Origin of the sequence: Terrimonas sp. (genome assembly GCF_003075435.1) — a bacterium.
Taxonomy (GTDB): Bacteria; Bacteroidota; Bacteroidia; order Chitinophagales; family Chitinophagaceae; genus Agriterribacter.
Genome location: NZ_QCZJ01000001.1, coordinates 13189 through 30207, shown reverse-complemented (window position 1 = coordinate 30207; position 17019 = coordinate 13189). Strand labels below are relative to the sequence as shown.

At 39.9% G+C, this 17019-nt stretch carries 13 protein-coding genes; 7 read left to right on the top strand and 6 right to left on the bottom strand.

Annotated features, from left to right (window positions below; genetic code table 11):
* Nucleotides 1–49: 49 nt before the first annotated feature.
* Nucleotides 50–631 (bottom strand): Crp/Fnr family transcriptional regulator, encoded by a 582-nt coding sequence (locus tag DC498_RS00125; RefSeq protein WP_116872095.1) that lies wholly within the window; start codon nucleotides 629–631, stop codon nucleotides 50–52.
* 68 nt (nucleotides 632–699) lie between these two features.
* Complete coding sequence (locus DC498_RS00120) at nucleotides 700–1359, bottom strand: protein-L-isoaspartate(D-aspartate) O-methyltransferase (protein ID WP_116872094.1); 660 nt, start codon at nucleotides 1357–1359, stop codon at nucleotides 700–702.
* A 79-nt stretch (nucleotides 1360–1438) separates the two neighbouring features.
* Between DC498_RS00120 and DC498_RS00115 the strand changes: the two genes are divergently transcribed.
* Both DC498_RS00115 and DC498_RS00110 read left to right on the top strand, forming a co-directional pair.
* The gene (locus DC498_RS00115) at nucleotides 1439–2461 is read left to right on the top strand and encodes a WD40/YVTN/BNR-like repeat-containing protein (protein ID WP_116872093.1); all 1023 of its coding nucleotides are present in this window, start codon (nucleotides 1439–1441) and stop codon (nucleotides 2459–2461) included.
* A 152-nt stretch (nucleotides 2462–2613) separates the two neighbouring features.
* The gene (locus DC498_RS00110) at nucleotides 2614–3858 is read left to right on the top strand and encodes an MFS transporter (RefSeq protein WP_116872092.1); all 1245 of its coding nucleotides are present in this window, start codon (nucleotides 2614–2616) and stop codon (nucleotides 3856–3858) included.
* Between the two features lie 42 nt (nucleotides 3859–3900).
* On the opposite strand, the gene DC498_RS00105 is transcribed toward DC498_RS00110, so the two are convergent.
* The 3 genes from DC498_RS00105 to DC498_RS00095 are packed head-to-tail and all read right to left on the bottom strand — an operon-like array spanning nucleotide 3901 to nucleotide 9608.
* Nucleotides 3901–5337 carry a TolC family protein gene (locus tag DC498_RS00105; RefSeq protein WP_116872091.1) on the bottom strand — a complete coding sequence of 479 codons (1437 nt, stop codon included), beginning with the start codon at nucleotides 5335–5337 and terminating at the stop codon, nucleotides 3901–3903.
* Nucleotides 5337–8498, bottom strand: a complete 3162-nt coding sequence (locus DC498_RS00100) for an efflux RND transporter permease subunit (RefSeq protein WP_116872090.1) — start codon at nucleotides 8496–8498, stop codon at nucleotides 5337–5339. The genes DC498_RS00105 and DC498_RS00100 overlap by 1 nt, the downstream gene beginning before the upstream one ends.
* Before the next feature lie 27 nt (nucleotides 8499–8525).
* Nucleotides 8526–9608 (bottom strand): efflux RND transporter periplasmic adaptor subunit, encoded by a 1083-nt coding sequence (locus DC498_RS00095; protein WP_116872089.1) that lies wholly within the window; start codon nucleotides 9606–9608, stop codon nucleotides 8526–8528.
* Nucleotides 9609–10533: 925 nt separating this feature from the next.
* Here DC498_RS00095 and arr point away from each other — a divergent pair.
* Together arr and DC498_RS00080 are read left to right on the top strand one after the other, a co-directional pair.
* Nucleotides 10534–10926, top strand: coding sequence for an NAD(+)--rifampin ADP-ribosyltransferase (arr, locus tag DC498_RS26695; RefSeq protein ID WP_370443889.1), 393 nt, complete (start codon nucleotides 10534–10536; stop codon nucleotides 10924–10926).
* A 253-nt stretch (nucleotides 10927–11179) separates the two neighbouring features.
* Nucleotides 11180–11638 (top strand): hypothetical protein, encoded by a 459-nt coding sequence (locus DC498_RS00080; protein ID WP_133176717.1) that lies wholly within the window; start codon nucleotides 11180–11182, stop codon nucleotides 11636–11638.
* 129 nt (nucleotides 11639–11767) lie between these two features.
* Here DC498_RS00080 and DC498_RS00075 read toward each other — a convergent pair whose 3' ends face one another.
* Entirely contained in the window at nucleotides 11768–12922 is a 1155-nt protein-coding gene (locus tag DC498_RS00075; protein WP_116872085.1) for an MFS transporter, read from the bottom strand.
* Between the two features lie 139 nt (nucleotides 12923–13061).
* Here DC498_RS00075 and DC498_RS00070 point away from each other — a divergent pair, with 139 nt between their 5' ends.
* From DC498_RS00070 to DC498_RS00060, 3 genes are all read left to right on the top strand, one after another.
* Nucleotides 13062–14531, top strand: coding sequence for an NAD(P)(+) transhydrogenase (Re/Si-specific) subunit beta (locus DC498_RS00070; RefSeq protein WP_116872084.1), 1470 nt, complete (start codon nucleotides 13062–13064; stop codon nucleotides 14529–14531).
* 32 nt (nucleotides 14532–14563) lie between these two features.
* A complete protein-coding gene (locus DC498_RS00065; protein WP_116872083.1) occupies nucleotides 14564–15952 on the top strand; it encodes a methyltransferase RsmF C-terminal domain-like protein in 1389 nt (462 codons plus the stop codon).
* A gap of 70 nt (nucleotides 15953–16022) precedes the next feature.
* Nucleotides 16023–17003, top strand: coding sequence for a LysM peptidoglycan-binding domain-containing protein (locus DC498_RS00060; RefSeq protein WP_116872082.1), 981 nt, complete (start codon nucleotides 16023–16025; stop codon nucleotides 17001–17003).
* Nucleotides 17004–17019: the final 16 nt, after the last annotated feature.

Genomic DNA, 17019 nt, shown 5'->3' with positions numbered 1-17019 from the left:
TTAAAAACAAGAAAAAGCATTGATTTTGATCAAGAGATTCGGGGGCGTACTACTTGTTTGTGGCTATTCTTTTCCGTACGCGGCTTAATGTTTCAGGGGTAAGACCTATATAAGAAGCGATCATATGCTGCGGCACACGTTGGGCTATTTCAGGATATTGTTTCATAAAAGTTTCATAGCGTTCCTCCAGGGTAAAACTCATTAATGAATTGATCCTTTTCTGCAGTGCTATATAAGCACCCGTGATTAATATTCTTGAAAATTTTTCGTACTTGGCGCATTTTGTCAGCAGCTCATCATATGCCGATTTACTGATCATTACCAGCTCTGAATCTTCTACGGCTTCTATATTATAGGTAGCAGGCTCTCCTGTAAGAAAGCTGTACAGGTCGGAAATGAACCAGCCTTCCACGGCAAACTGCATAATATGCTCTCCGCCATTTTCATCTACAGTGTATGATCTTAATAAACCCTTCTCTACAAAAGCAATGGTTTTGCATATATCTCCCTCCTGCAGCAGGTATTGTTTTTTGCGTATCTTTTTTACTGCCAGGCGGCTTTTAATAAGCGATTGCTCCGCTTCTGTAAGCGGAACTTTTTTATTAAAATGTTCAAAATACACTTCGTACATAAGGTGTCGCTTGAGTTGGTGACTTTGTAAAGATGAGCGCAAAAAACGAATTACAAAAACAGTGTTGATCAGTGCATTTCTTTTCCGTGTTCCATACGAACAAACGTAAAGAGATCAAATTTTTCTTCAGCCATTGTTCCATCCTGCTTTTTTATTATCCGGCTCATACGCTGCGATTTTCCTTCATCAACCGGAACTACCATCATGCCGCCGGGTTTAAGCTGCTCAACTAACTTAGGCGGTATTGTTTTGGCGGCAGCAGTAATAATAATTTTATCAAACGGGGCAAATGTTGGCAAACCTTCAAAACCATCACCATAAAAAAATTTGATTGATGGGAATTTCTTTGCGTACTCAAAATTTTTATTGAGGTCGAAAATGATTTTCTGTCTTTCAATAGTGAATACCTGTGCGCCCAATTGTGCCAGCACGCAAGCCTGGTAAGTACTTCCTGTGCCTATTTCGAGTATCTTTTCAAATGGTTTTACTTCAAGTAGCTGAGTTTGGTAAGCAACAGTATATGGTTGAGAAATGGTTTGCTCTTTTGCAATGGGAAATGCGCGGTCTTCGTAAGCGATCCGGTCTAAAGCAAGATCCATAAAAAAATGCCGGGGTGTATTGTTCATAGCCTGCAAAACCTTTTCATCTGTAATTCCTTTGGTGCGCAGTGAATCTATTAATTGTTTACGTAACCCCTTGTGTCGGTATTCATCTACATATTTTCGCATAAGCGCTGCAAGATAAAAAATTATATGCTGTCAGTAAATTAAAGGAAATTGTTACATTCAAAAAATTAAAAGAAATAATATGATAAGAAAAACCTGCATCCTGTGCCTTTTCTCTTTTTATATAATTATTGCAAATGCCCAGCAAATAACAATACTTACCTCCAGGCAATCCATCTCAATAAGAGGATTGAGTGTAGTAAATGATAAAGTAATATGGGCAAGCGGCAGTAATGGAACGGTAGCGCGATCAATAGATAGCGGCAAAACATGGCAATGGATGCGGGTACCGGAATTTGAAAAAGCTGATTTCAGAGATATTGAAGCTTTTGATGCAGAAACGGCTATTATAATGGCTATAGCAGAGCCTGCATATATACTGAAAACACATGACGGTGGCAATAACTGGCAAAAGGTTTTTATTGATGAGCGTAAAGGAATGTTTCTTGATGCGATGGAATTCTGGAATGAAAGAAGTGGTATTGTTATTGGTGACCCGGTAAACGGAAAGATATTTGTGGCAAGAACATTTGATAGTGGTGACAGCTGGCAGGCATTACCGGGAAGTAATCTACCGGTTGGAGAAACCGGTGAAGCTATGTTTGCATCAAGCGGAACAAATATCCGTGCCATCTCTTTATCTGAAGCAGCTTTTGTAAGCGGCGGTACTAAAGCGAGATTTTTTTTGCGTGAAAAGAAGATTGATTTGCCTCTTATGCAGGGCATGGAAACTACCGGGGCAAATTCACTGGCAGTATATAATAATAAAAAAAGGAAACCTGCAAAACATATGGTTGCAGTTGGAGGTGATTTCAGAGCTGATACCGTTGCAGTACATAATTGCGCTGTTACAGAGGACGGAGGTTTAACCTGGAAAAATCCTCAAACACCACCTCACGGATACAGAAGCTGTGTGGAGTATATTTCAGATAAAAAATTAATTACCTGTGGTACTTCCGGTGTAGATATTTCAGGCGATGGGGGAATGAACTGGCAACTGATCAGCAGGGAAAGCTTCCACGTTTGCCGCAAAGCTAAAAAAGGTAAAAATGTTTTCCTGGCAGGGAAGGACGGCAGGATTGCAAAATTGGTTTTTGATATGTAGCATATTTATATTTCTAACCATTGTTATCTGAACAATAACCCGGTTTGAGCGCTTGACAACCTGGAATGGGTTAAAAATTAATGGCTGTTTATGTAGTATCAATTGCCATATATTTTATCTATTCTTATACAAACCTGAATAAATAAGCCGGTATGAAGCAAAGAAACTATGCTGCCGTATTCTTAGTATTGATCACATTTTTTGTAATTTCTTTTATGACAAATATTATCGGGCCCCTTACGCCTGATATTATTAAGAGTTTCAACCTGAACCTGTTTTTGGTTGCCCTGCTACCTTTTGCCTTTTTTATTGCCTATGGATTGTTCTCCCTGCCTACCGGGATACTTATGGAAAAATACAATACTAAATTGATAATGGTCATTGCTTTTGTACTGGCTTTATGCGGGTCTTTGTTATTGGCTTTTTTCCCGAATTACCTGTCTGCAATTTTATCACTGTTTCTTATAGGTGCAGGCATGGCTATGCTCCAGGTTATCATCAATCCGTTGCTGCGGGTTGCAGGCGGTGAAGAGCATTATGCTTTTAACTCTGTACTTGCACAGTTAATATTCGGGCTTGCGTCTTTTGTAAGCCCTTTAGTGTATTCTTACCTGGTGCAGAACATAGGCAACAACAATTCCATGGCCTCAAAAATATTCTCCATAACACCTCCGGATCTTCCCTGGATATCATTATACTTTTTGTTTGCCATTGTTTGTGTATTGATGATTTTGGTAACTATAAGTTTCAATATTCCCAAGATGGAGCTGACAAATGACGAAAAGGCAGGTAACGCTAAAGCCTACCTGCAGTTAATAAAACAGCCAATGGTGCTGGCATTTTTCTTTGGTATTTTTTGCTACGTAGGCACAGAGCAGGTTATTGCCAACTGGATGTCGCAATATCTGAATGTATACTACGGATACGATCCTCAAACAACCGGTGCCCGGGCTGTGGCTTATTTCTGGGGATTAATGACTGCAGGCGGAGTGCTCGGCTTATTGATGGTAAAAATTATGGACAGCCGTAAAGTGCTGATATCATTTACATTCCTTGCGATGCTTTCACTTACAGCAGCATTATTGTTTTCAGGTGAGGTTGCATTGGTTGCATTGCCGCTTACAGGATTTTTCGCATCTGTTATGTATCCTGTAATTTTCTCGCTCGCTTTAAATTCTGTTACTCAAAACCATGGTGTGTTTGCCGGCATATTATTAACGGGAATTACAGGAGGTGCAATATTGCCATTGATAACAGGATGGATAGGAGACCATTGGGGGCTGAAAGCAGGCTATTGTTTTCTTTATATTACAATGAGCTATATTATCAGTATCGGTTTCTGGGCTAAACCTCTTATTACCAATAAAACCATTCAGTTGTTTAAAAAAGAGGGTTAAAGTATTCAATGGTTTTAATTGTCTTTACAATTATTTTCTGCTTTAATTCCACCCTCCGCCAAGCGACCTGTATATATTGGTAACTGCATTAAACTGGCGAAGCTTTGTTTCAATCAGTTCCATTTTCGATTCCAATGCATCGCGTTGTGACAACAGCACTTCGAGATAGTCCGCTCTTGCAGCTTTAAATAAAGCATTCGAAATATTTATGGTGGCAGTAAGCGTATCTACCTGTTTTGCTTTCAATTCGAATATCTGTTGCTGGTTTTTAATATTGGATAGTTCGGTAGATACTTCTATATAGGCATTGAGTATGGTACGTTCGTAATTATATACTGCCTGTATTTGTCTTGCATTGGCGCTATAGTATTCTGCCTTGATAGCACTTTTATTGATCAACGGTCCGGCAAGATCACCTGCTAAGGAAAACAATAAAGATTCAGGAAATTTTATGAGATAAGAAGGGTTAAATGCCTGGAAGCCCAAACCTGCAACAATATTAAATGATGGATAAAATTCCGACTTTGCCACTTTTACATCCAGTTTTGCAGCCTCAAGATCCAACGCCGCTTGTTTGATATCCGGCCTGTTTTGTAATAACTGCGAAGGAATGCCGGCAGCAACCTGTGAGGGCGTGATATTTAATATGCCGGTAGTATCCCTGTCAATATGCTGCGGATAACGACCAAGCAAATAGTTAAGCTTGTTTTCTTTTTCCTGGATTTTTTGCAGAACATCGTATTCCAGACTTTGTGAGCCAAGTACCTCTCCTTCAAACTTCTTAACCGCCAGTTCAGTGGCTGCTGCTGCCTGTTTTTGTAGGCGTACAATATTAAGCGCGTTCTGCTGTAACTGTATGGTTTGTCTTACTATTTGTAATTGATTGTCCAGTGCAAGCAGTTCATAATAGGAATTAGCTATTTCTGCAATAAGGTTGGTAATTACAAAATTCTTTCCTTCAATAGTGGAGAGATAACGGGTGAAAGCAGCTTTTTTTGCAGTGCGTAATTTTTTCCAGATATCCGCTTCCCATGATGCGGTTATGCCAAACCGGTAGTCGGGCAACCAGTCAGGCACCTGTTTACCCGGTGTAATATCTGTCGATGCATCACCCGCGCCCTGGCTGGTATACCGCCCTGTTTTATCAATGCCTGCGCCTACACCTCCTTCAATAAAAGGCAGTAATCTTCCTTGCTTTGCACGCATTTCATTACGGGCAATATCTATTTCCTGTAATGTGATGGCAAGCTCCTGGCTGTTCTTTAACGCGGTATCAATCAGGCTTACTAGATGGCTGTCTGAGAAAAATGTTTTCCATTTTATTACGCCGCTGTTGTTAACCGAATCAGGAGCATTGCTGAAATTTGCGGGTGGTGTTTTTGCTTCGGGCGCCTGCACCAATGCGGGTGTTTTGCAACCTGCATATAATATGCATGTACATGCAATACCTGCCATTAATATAAATTTCACTGGTTTCATTATGCGTTATCTATGTCTTCAGTTAAAGGGTTTTCTTCTTCACCTTCTACCATAATATGTTTCTCCGATATTTTGGCAAAAATGTAATAGATACCCGGGATGATCAGTACCCCGAATATTGTACCGAATATCATACCTCCTGCGGCGGCTGTACCAATAGTTCTGTTGCCCACTGCGCCAGGGCCTGTGGCAAATACTAAGGGTATCAGTCCTGCTATAAATGCAAAGGATGTCATTACGATCGGACGTAACCTTGCTCCAGCGCCATCAATAGCTGCTTGTAGTGGAGAGCTTCCTGCACGGTGTCGTTGTACGGCAAATTCCACAATGAGTACCGCATTTTTACCGAGAATACCAATCAACATTACCATTGCTATCTGCGCGTATATATTATTTTCAAGCCCCATTACTTTTAATAAAAAGAATGTTCCGAAAATACCTACAGGTAAGGAGAGCAGTATTGGTAAAGGCAATACAAAGCTTTCGTATTGCGCGGATAATACAAGATATACGAATGCCAGTGAGATGATGAATATATACAAGGCTTCGTTTCCTCTTCTTACTTCATCCAGCGAAATACCAGACCATTCAATACCAAATCCTCTTGGTAATTTTTTTTCAGCTACTTCCTGCACGGCCGCAATAGCTGCGCCGCTGCTGTAGCCGGGTGCAGGGCCGCCGCTAACTTCGGAAGAATTGTACATATTGTGCCTGGTTATTTCAGACAAGCCATAAGTTTTTTCAATTTTCATAAATGCGGAATAAGGTACCATTTCGCCTTTATCATTCTTTACATAAAACTTCAGGATATCTTCGGGCAGGGCACGATATTGCGGTAATGCCTGCACCATTACTTTATACGGCCTGTCGTATTTAATAAAACCTGTTTCGTAGTTACTGCCTATCAGCGTTGAAAGATTATCCATCGCGTTTTCAATAGTAATGCCTTTTTGTTGCGCTTTATCATTATCTATCGACAGCATATACTGTGGAAAGCTGGCACTATAAAACGTAAACGCAGAAGTTATTTCGGGACGTTTGCTCAATTCTTTCACAAAGTCTTTGCTTACTGCTTCCATTTTTTTGTAATCGCCGCTTCCGGCTTTATCCATCAGGCGTAATTCAAAACCACCGGCTGCGCCATAGCCGGGTAATGCAGGTGGTGGAAAGAATTCAATACTTGCACCTTTAATATTTTTCGACTTTTCTTCCAGTTCATCCATAATTTCCTGGAGTGAATGTTTTCTTTCACTCCAGTCTTTAAGATTAATCAAACAACTGCCGGAGTTAGCACCTGTTCCTTCAGATAAAATTTCATATCCTGCCATGGAAGAAACGGATTTCACATCTTCCATTTTTGCTGCTATCTTTTGCAGATCAAGCGCAACCTGGTTTGTTCTTTCAAGGGTTGAGCCTGGAGGCGTAAGTATAATGGCATAAAACACGCCCTGGTCTTCGTTGGGTATCAATCCTGAAGGAATAGAAGAACTTATAAACCATGTTCCGGCACAAAAAGCGAGCAATACGAGAAAAGTTACTACTCTTCTGTTAGCAATCTTAGCAACAATGTTTTTGTATTTGCCCAACAGCTTATTAAATCCATTATTAAATGAATCTAAAAACCGGGACAGTATATTTTTCTTTTTCTTGCCATGTGTATTTTTAAGAATGATGGCACAGAGTGCAGGCGTAAACGTTAGTGCCACAATGCCTGATAAAATAATGGAAGTGGCCATCGTAACAGAGAATTGCCGATAGAAAACACCTACAGGACCAGACATAAACGAAACCGGGACAAATACCGCCGCCATTACCAGCGTAATGGCAATGATAGCGCCGCCAATCTCTTTCATGGCTGCTTTGGTTGCAGCAAGCGGGTTCAGGTTTTCCTTTTCCATTTTTGCGTGTACGGCTTCTACTACCACAATCGCATCGTCTACCACAATACCAATAGCGAGCACTAATGCAAACAATGTAATCATGTTAACCGTAATGCCGAATAATTGCATAAAGAAAAATGCGCCAATCAATGAAACCGGTACTGCCAGCGCTGGAATGAGTGTTGAGCGCCAATCGCCCAAAAACAGGAAGACCACAAAGCTTACAAGAAGGAATGCCTCTACCAGTGTATGAACAACTTTTTCTATAGAAGCATCGAGGAATTTTGAAACATCGTAGCTCAATTCGTAATGTATGCTTTTGGGGAAACTGCCTGCCTGTATTTCCTCCATCTTCTTTTTTATATTCTTAATAACTTCCCTTGCATTACTACCATAAGACTGCTTTACAACTATGGCGGCAGATGGTTTTCCGTTAAGCGTTGAATACAGGTCATAGAATGTACTTCCAAATTCAACATCAGCCACGTCTTTTAAATGCAACAATTCTCCGTCAGAAGAAGCTCTTAATACAATGTTTTCATACTCTTCTTTTGTAGTATATCTTCCTGCATATTTTAATACATACTCAAATGCCTGCGATTGTTTTCCCGAACTTTCTCCTAACCGGCCGGGCGATGCTTCAAGGCTTTGTTCATCCAGTGCTTTCATTACATCATCAGATGAAATTTTATAAGCCAGCATTCTGTCAGGCTTCAACCATACCCTCATTGAATACTCCCTGTCGCCGAGCACATCGGCAAAGCCAACGCCATCTACTCTTTTTAATTCTGAAAGAATATTTAAATCAGCAAAATTGAAAAGAAAGTTTTGCTCTAAAGTGGAATCGTCACTATACAGGTTGATGTACATCAACATGTTCGATTCCTCCCTGGTTATTTTTACGCCTTCTCTTACCACCAGTGGTGGTAATTTGTTAATAACCGAAGCGATACGGTTTTGAACGCTTACCGCGGCGATATTGGGATCGGTACCCAATTCAAATACTACCTGTATACTTGCTTCGCCATCATTACCCGCATCCGCATCCATATACTTCATGCCCGGCACACCATTAATAGCGCGTTCAAGCGGAATAATAACTGCTTTTGTCATCAGCTCTCCATTGGCACCGGGATATTCAGCCGTAACATTTACCTTAGGAGGAGAGATAGATGGAAATTGTGTTACCGGTAATTTTAACAGAGATAGTATTCCGAGAAAAACAATGATGAGAGATATTACTATGGAAAGGACAGGCCTTTGTATGAATTTATTGAACATGGCTTTTTCTTGCAGGATTAGTAATAGCTATTGTTTGATCAGTTGAAGGCTGGACAGTACATTCCGCGGATCCTTATAATCGAATTCAATTTTTTCATCTTCTTTTACACTTTGCAAACCTTCCAGTAATATTTTGTCGCCTTCGGATATGCCGGAATCAATAACATAAATATCAGGTAACCTGCTTTTTATGGTAATGTTTCTTGATCTTACGATGTTATCCTTATCAACTACGTATACATAAATTTTGTCCTGTAATTCATAAGTGGCTTTTTGAGGGATAACAAGTGAATTCTTCATCGGAATATTCATTTGTACCTTACCTGTTTCACCATGCTTCAGCAACAGGTCGGGGTTAGGAAATTTTGCCCTGAAGGCAATATTGCCTGTTTCATTGTCAAACTGTCCTTCGATTGTTTCAACAATACCTCTGTACCTGTGCAATTGATTATTTGCCAGCACCAGCGCTACATGATGCAGGTTTTCAGTATCACCCTGTGCTTTATAGTCCAGGTATTCTCTTTCAGGCACATTATAATAGGCGTATATTGATTTGTTATCGGAAAGAGTAGTAAGCAATGCGCCTTCATCAATTAGACTGCCCAGTTTTAAAGGAATTCTGTCAATAACGCCATCGAAGGGCGCTTTGATTTCCGTCATGGAGAGATGAAGTTTTGCCAATGCCATATCAGCCCTTGCTTCATCTAATTTTGCCTGTGCAATAGCAGATTCCGATTTGGACACAATATTGGAATCCGCGAGTGTTTTTGCATTCAGCATTTCAAGTTCTGCTTCTTTAACTGCTGCCTGTGCTTTCAGGTATTCTGCTTCATATAAAGTAGGCACTACTTTAAATAATACCTGCCCGGCTTTTACGTATCGCCCTTCATCCACATTAATGCTTTGCAGGTAGCCTTTCTCCATCGCCCTTATTTTTATATTCCGTACCGATTGAATCTGTGCTACATACTCTTTCGAGAAGGAGGTGTCAACTTTCAGCGGGCTTGTTACGGAATATTTTACTTTTTCTTCTGTTTCCGTTTTTTTGTTTTTGCAACCTGAGCTGATAATGAGGGCGCATAAGCTCACCAGCAATGAGATCCTGTTCATTGAATTTTTATGATTTTAAAATAGCGATCAGTAAGGTTAAAGGCTAAAGGTTTGACAAGAAGGTTTTTTCATTAATTGAATATTCTAAATGATATACAAATCTTGCTTAACCAGGGCTGTTAATTTTTTTATGGATGCAAACATAATACCACGGAAAAATATTAAAGCATTTGTGAGAGGCGTTAACAACAGATTTACAATAGCTGAACAGGAAAATATTTTGCTTTGGCTAATAACAAAATTTATATACCCTTGCGAAGGATATGCGGATCATCGCGCCAATAAAGAATACAAATAATAACATTTTCGATTTTTCGAAAAAAGATTGTCTTTAAAAAAGCTGATATAGCATGTTGTTGATATGACTCATAGCGTCTGGTATTCACTCCTTTTTGCTAACAGATCACTTTGGACAAAGTGATTATCTTTGTAAGTGTAATTTGATTGATGCTGTGGTTTCCCGCCGAATTTTATAAAATGCAGTTCAGCCGCATGCTCTGTTCATTGGCGGCCATTGCCGGAAAACTTCAGAAAACTATCAGGCTGTTAAATATTAACTCCAAAATAATTAGAAATGGAATTCAGCCCATTCAATAATGTTGTTAAACACTGCATCCGGGGTATGGACTTTGAAGAAAAAGGTGAATCTGAAGAAGCAGGCAGAGTATTCCTGCAAGCCTGGAGCGAAGCAACAAACGATTTTGAAAAATTTCTTGCTGCTTATTATGTGGCGCGTCATCAAATAAATGTTACAGATAAATTAAGCTGGTATCAGGAGGCTTTACAATTTGCATCAGCGCTAAATGACGATTCAGTTAAAAGTGCCTATGCTTCCCTGTATATTAATATTGCCCAATGCTACGAGCGTTTAAACGAAGTAGACAAGGCAAAAGAAAACTATGAATTAGCCAATTCATTCACAGGTATATTACCTGATAACGGGCCATTTTATCATGGTACAAAGGCAGATATGAAGACCGGAAATATGCTTGTCGCAGGATATGGCTCTAACTACAATCCCTCACTTATAATGAATCATATTTATTTCACCGCCCTCCTCAGCGGAGCCGGGCTTGCTGCAGCGTTAGCAAAAGGTGATGCAAAAGAGCATGTGTATATTGTTGAACCTACAGGACCATTCGAAAATGATCCGAACGTTACGGATAAAAAATTTCCGGGTAATCTTACACGTTCATATCGTACGCAGGCTCCCCTGAAAATTGTTGGCGAAATACAGGATTGGATTAAACAAATGCCGGAAGATATCCGGAAATTCAGGGAAAAGCTAGCGAATAATAAAGGAGAAATCATTAACTAAATAGTAAGGGCAAGAAAAATATAACGTGAATTTTCTGCTAACTATGCAGAAAAATAAACCTTAAGGTTTTGTTTGGCAAAATCCTGGATAAAATATTTTAACTACAGTTTTTAAGGCTTATGTAATATTATTGCTCTGATACAGGTGCACATCTATAATCCCTGCTGTTGATCTATTATTTTCCTTCTCCTGCCTCCATCCATATACCTTACAGTTGTAAACAAAAATCACTTCATTTTAAAATTACAACTGTATGAAACAGATCAATTGTATTCAGCCTTTTTTACGCATATGTATGGTAATGGCATTATCCTTGGCCGGATTAAGCTTCACTACAAATTTCGGGTTAGATAGATATGAGATTTACCTGAATAATAAAATCGTTCTTAAACAAGACGTGAACCAGCCTGTAAGTTTAAGAGTATTGCAATTAAAGGAAGCCAATAAAAATGATCAGCTTAAAATCATTTACACCCATTGTTCCAATAAAGGAGCAGGCACCAACAGAAATATTACCCTTAAAGATGAAAAAGGAAATATCTTAAAGAAGTGGTCTTTTGCTAATAGTACAGGTGCTGATTTAAGTATGTCGGTAGCGGTAAGCGAAATATGGAGCATAGAAAAAGTAAATGCATCACAGGAGCTTAGTCTTTATTATTCCGCAAGGGAATTACCCTCGGGTGAAATGCTTTCTATGCTGAATTTTAAATGAACAGCAGCAGGTTACAATAGGTATTCCTGCTCTGTGGTCAGATTTGTATATCTCAGAGATATTATTTTTAGCCGCACTATCTCCGGTAAGATAATATAGTCAATTCCCGGGACTGTTGCGGCTTTATTACTATTTCAGCCTTCCTGCCATTATTGTGGTGCCTAAGCCCAGTATAGCAACAAGTGTAAAAGAAACTCTTAAGTTGCTTAGTTCAGATATAAAACCAATGATAGGAGGGCCAATAAGAAATCCCAGGAAGCCAATAGAGGAAACAGCTGCCAATGCAACGCTTGGTACCATGGTTTTTGATTTTCCTGCAAGGCTGTAAGCCATGGGCACAACAGATGAGGTACCAATACCTACCAATAAAAATCCTGCGGTAGCGGTTCCTACATAAGGAAATAAAATGGCGAGCATCATACCGGTAATAATAAATATACCGCTTGATTGCAGAACACGGTGTACGCCAAATCTTGTAACCAGCCAGTCTGCTGTAAATCTTCCGGCGGTCATGGTAAACATAAAAGCCACATAACCTAAACGGGTAAGATCTTTGGGTGCATTTACAACTTTCTCAAAATAAATACCACTCCAGTCAAACATTGTTCCTTCACATATCATACATGCAAAAGCAATAATGCCCAATGTTATAATATACCTGTCGGGTTTTACAAATATTTTTTGTTTTTGCGATGCCTGCTGGTAATGTGCATCACGCGGCAGCATAAATTTTCTCGCAGCCAGCATCAGTATAAAACCCAGCGCATATACGATGCAGAAATGAGTAAATACGGGAATATTGTCTGCCACCATATAAGCGCTTATCAAACCACCGGCAAATCCGGCCATGCTCCATACTCCGTGAAAAGAGGCCATGATGCTTCTCCTGTATAAACGTTCTACACCTACGCCCTGTGTATTTAAGGAGATGTTGGAAAGGTTTCCGCAAATGCCAAAGAAAAACAAAGCACCAACCAATTGCCATAAGGATGTTACGCTGCCCAGCAACAATAAAACGGCAGGGTAGAGGCAGGCAGCAATGCTTAATATTTTTTTACTGCCGAAACGGCTTACCAGGTAGCCTGATAAAGCCATAGCGGTAATTTGACCGACAGGCAATGCAAATAATACAGAACCCAGTAAGCCATCACTAAGGTTCAGCGCTTTTTGTATGTCAGGAATACGGCTTGCCCATGTGGCAAACGTAATGCCCTGTATAAAATAAAACGTGCTTACACCAATGCGGTAATAACGTTGAGTGGAGAAGGAAAGTGTGAGATTCATGTGCACTTTGCTTTATCATTACAAATAATGACAGCAATCATTTACATAAAGTAAAACGCAAAGGTAAATAATTTCAGGCAACGTAAAATTTGAAATTAACCTGATTTAATGGAATTTTAATAGTAGCTTAAGTTTTATTATGCAAAACAGTATACTCACCATCTGCTATATCATTGCTTCTGTTACGTTTATACTGGGTTTAAAAATGTTGTCGCATCCTGCCACTGCCCGCAGAGGTAATCTGATCGCAGCGGGGGGAATGTTGCTTGCTGTGCTTGGTACTATCTTTTTATATCACGATGAAGCAGGCAATGCATTGCATAATTACGGGTGGATTTTTGGTGGAATATTAATTGGCGCTGTGGTTGGCGTGTTGGCTGCAAAGAAAGTAAAAATGACAGCGATGCCTGAAATGGTAAGCCTGTTTAATGGAATGGGTGGCGCCTGTGCCATGCTGATTTCTATTGTGGAGTTTAATCATTTAATGCATGCTGTTCCCGAAAAATGGACAATTTATCCTCCACTAAGTGCATTGGGAAAATCCGGAGCGCCATTCCATATTCCAATCGGAGAGTTGCTGATTATTGTTTTGGGATTGATTATCGGAACAATTTCTTTTACCGGAAGTATCATTGCCTGGGGAAAATTAAATGGCAGGATAAAAGATTTTTCATTTAGAGGGCAGCATATTTTTAATATACTGTTATTGTTAATTATTGTTGGGTTGAGTGTATGGCTTGTATGTTCATCTGCCGAACCAGTCAGGTTTCTTTTGACTGTTATTTTTTACTCAATACTGCTGCTTTCTGTTGTCTACGGAATATTTTTCGTTTTGCCAATCGGGGGAGCGGATATGCCTGTTGTAATATCTCTCTTGAATTCCTTTACCGGCGTAGCTGCTGCCTGTGGCGGCTTTTTGTATAACAATAAAGCAATGCTTACAGGCGGTATATTAGTTGGTGCGGCAGGTACTTTACTTACTATACTCATGTGTAAAGCCATGAACCGTTCCCTGCTGAATGTATTGATAGGTTCTTTTGGTGGAAGTGCACAAAGCGGCACTGCTGCAACGCAGGGTGCATATAAAGAAATCTCCATTAGCGATGCCGCGGTGGTAATGAATTATGCTAACAAGGTATTTATTGTTCCGGGATACGGGCTTGCTGTAGCGCAGGCACAACATGCCTGTCATGAACTGGAAAAAATATTGACAGACAAAGGTGTTGATGTTAAATATGCTATTCATCCTGTAGCTGGCCGTATGCCGGGGCACATGAACGTTTTGCTCGCAGAGGCAGATGTGCCTTATGAGCAGTTATTAGAAATGGAACAGGCAAATGAAGAATTCAGTACAACTGATGTGGTTTTGGTTTTGGGCGCGAATGATGTGGTGAATCCGGCCGCTAAAACTGATCCGTCGTCTCCGATATATGGTATGCCCATATTGGATGTGCAGCTTGCTAAAACGGTGATCGTGAACAAGCGCAGCATGAAGCCCGGATATGCAGGTATTGAAAATGATCTTTTCTTTCAACCCAAAACATCCATGCTTTTTGGAGATGCAAAAAAAGTATTACAGGAACTTATTGCCGAAATAAAGATGCTGTAGATTATTTTTGCTGTTTTCAAACCAGGAAACCATTGCAACTTCCGGAAACATTCATTGAATCATTATTAAACGCGCCGGGCTTCGATAAGGAAGCATTCGAAACTATACATCAGTCAGGTGAGCAGGTTACATCTGTTAGAATTAACGCGGCAAAATACCGGTATGTACATAAACTTTCTGCTGATGTGAATAATCTTTTTTTTGAATCTGCTACTCCTGTGCCCTGGAGCAGCAAGGGGTATTACCTGTCCGAAAGACCATCTTTTACACTGGATCCTTTATTTCATGCGGGTGCATATTATGTACAGGAAGCCTCTTCTATGTTTCTTGAGCAAATTGTAAAAGCAGTTTTCCCGGATCATTCAGCTAAGCCTTACCGCGTGCTTGATCTTTGTGCAGCGCCCGGAGGTAAATCAACACATTTGTCTGATCTTTTTAATGAAGGATTGATTGTTGCCAATGAAGTAATTAAAACACGTTCAGGCATACTGGCAGAGAATGCTATTAAATGGGGTAATGATAACCTGGTAGTTACCAATAATGATCCTAAAGATTTTCGACGGCTGCAGGGATATTTTGATATGATAGTGATAGATGCCCCTTGCAGTGGCAGTGGCATGTTCAGGAAAGACGGGGAAGCTGTTGAAGAATGGTCGCTGCAAAATGTGGAGTATTGCAGCAAAAGACAACAACGTATTCTTGAAGATGTTTGGCCGGCACTTAAAGAAGATGGGATACTGGTTTATTCCACCTGTTCTTATTCTGCCGCAGAAGATGAAGAAATTGCTGACTGGATAGTTGAAAAATTTTCGGCGGAACATATTGCTGTTCCTGTGCAGGATGATTGGGGAATAGTTGAAAGCGTTTCATCAGGAAGAAAATTAACGTGCTACCGGTTTTACCCGGATAAAGTTAAAGGGGAAGGTTTTTTTATAACCTGTGTTCGGAAAAAAAGCAGTGAAACAATGACAGATCTGAACGCGAAAAAGTTTTCTTTGCTCCCCAATAAAAGCAGAGGTATATTAAATAATTTTATCGCCGATAATAACGCGCTTGATTTTATTTTGAAAGCAGAAGAAACCATTGCGGTAAAAAAGAAATGGCTGGAAGATTTAAGTTGGCTTTTTTCCTGCCTGTATATAAAAAAGATGGGTATAAATATTGGCAAAATTTTAAGAGATGAACTGATCCCTTCGCATGAATTAGCGCTGTCTATGTTAATGGTTTCAGATTTTAATTATATTGAATTAAATAAGGAACAGGCTTTGCAATATTTGCGGCGTAATGATATTAGTATTCAGGATGCGAAAAAGGGGTGGGGGATAATGGTATATAAGGGGTATAACCTGGGTTGGGTTAAAGTATTGACAAACAGGATAAATAACTATTACCCGCAATCGTTTCGCATATTAAAGCAATGAAAATGCCGTTATATAGCCAATCCGTATTTTTTACTTATTTTCGTATGTTGCTGAAAATAAATAATATCTGATGAAGAAACTGTTGTTTACGATATTTTCATTTGTTATTGCAGTCACGCTTGCCGCTCAATCGTCTGACCTCGTTATTCAATCTGAAGCAGGTAAGCTATATCTTAATCATACTGTTACAGCTAAAGAAAATTTATATAGTGTAGGCAGGTTGTATAATATCAGTCCAAAAGAAATAGCTCCTTTTAACGGGTTAACGCTTACCAGCGGACTGGAGCTTGGGCAACCGCTGAAAATTCCTTTATCTGCCTCCAATTTTGCACAGCAGGGTACAGCAAGTGCTGATGAAGCTTTTGTGCCATTGTATCATATTGTTGAAGAAAAGGAAGGTTTGTTCAGGATTGGTCAGAACTTTAATAAAGTGAGCGTAAATGATCTGAAGAAATGGAATAGCCTTTCAGGTGAAGGCCTTGAAAAAGGTCAGCCTCTGGTAGTTGGATTTCTGAAAGTAAAGAAATCACAATCAGCTTTGGCCGTAAATGGATTAAAAAAGATAGGCGATGCGGTTAAAGCTACTCCACCTGTGGTGAATACAACTCCGGTTACAAGTAATTCAACCACCGCACCAACTACTGTTGTTTCAGCACCTGTTCAAACTACTGTTACACCGCAAAATACAGTTATAACTACATCTGCTCAAACAGATGGCAGCGGCTTTTTTAAAGAGTTGTATCGCCAGCAGTCGAGTATCAATGATGGATTCAGAAGCACTACCGGTTCCGGCGCTATTTTTAAAAGTACCAGCGGTTGGCAGGATGCCAAGTATTATGCCCTGATGAATAACATTACGCCCGGCACTATTGTTCGTGTTACCAACCCCTTAAACAGCAGAACCATTTTTGCAAAAGTACTGGGCGAATTGCCTCCGGGTAAGGAAAATGAAGGTTTACTGATCAGGATAAGCAATGCAGGCGCTGCGGAGTTGAAAGTAAATGAGAAGGAATCCAAGTTTTCTGCAGAGGTTTCTTATGCCAAGAGCTGAGCACAATTAAGGCGTG

Bases quoted from the DNA above. Each gene is read 5' to 3' on its own strand.
- DC498_RS00105 (WP_116872091.1), bottom strand. From the start codon at position 5,337: ATGAAACCAGTGAAATTTATATTAATGGCAGGTATTGCATGTACATGC.
- DC498_RS00060 (WP_116872082.1), top strand. From the start codon at position 16,023: ATGAAGAAACTGTTGTTTACGATATTTTCATTTGTTATTGCAGTCACG.
- DC498_RS00100 (WP_116872090.1), bottom strand. From the start codon at position 8,498: ATGTTCAATAAATTCATACAAAGGCCTGTCCTTTCCATAGTAATATCT.
- DC498_RS00120 (WP_116872094.1), bottom strand. From the start codon at position 1,359: ATGCGAAAATATGTAGATGAATACCGACACAAGGGGTTACGTAAACAA.
- DC498_RS00080 (WP_133176717.1), top strand. From the start codon at position 11,180: ATGAAACAGATCAATTGTATTCAGCCTTTTTTACGCATATGTATGGTA.
- DC498_RS00075 (WP_116872085.1), bottom strand. From the start codon at position 12,922: ATGAATCTCACACTTTCCTTCTCCACTCAACGTTATTACCGCATTGGT.
- DC498_RS00110 (WP_116872092.1), top strand. From the start codon at position 2,614: ATGAAGCAAAGAAACTATGCTGCCGTATTCTTAGTATTGATCACATTT.
- DC498_RS00095 (WP_116872089.1), bottom strand. From the start codon at position 9,608: ATGAACAGGATCTCATTGCTGGTGAGCTTATGCGCCCTCATTATCAGC.
- DC498_RS00070 (WP_116872084.1), top strand. From the start codon at position 13,062: ATGCAAAACAGTATACTCACCATCTGCTATATCATTGCTTCTGTTACG.
- DC498_RS00115 (WP_116872093.1), top strand. From the start codon at position 1,439: ATGATAAGAAAAACCTGCATCCTGTGCCTTTTCTCTTTTTATATAATT.
- DC498_RS00125 (WP_116872095.1), bottom strand. From the start codon at position 631: ATGTACGAAGTGTATTTTGAACATTTTAATAAAAAAGTTCCGCTTACA.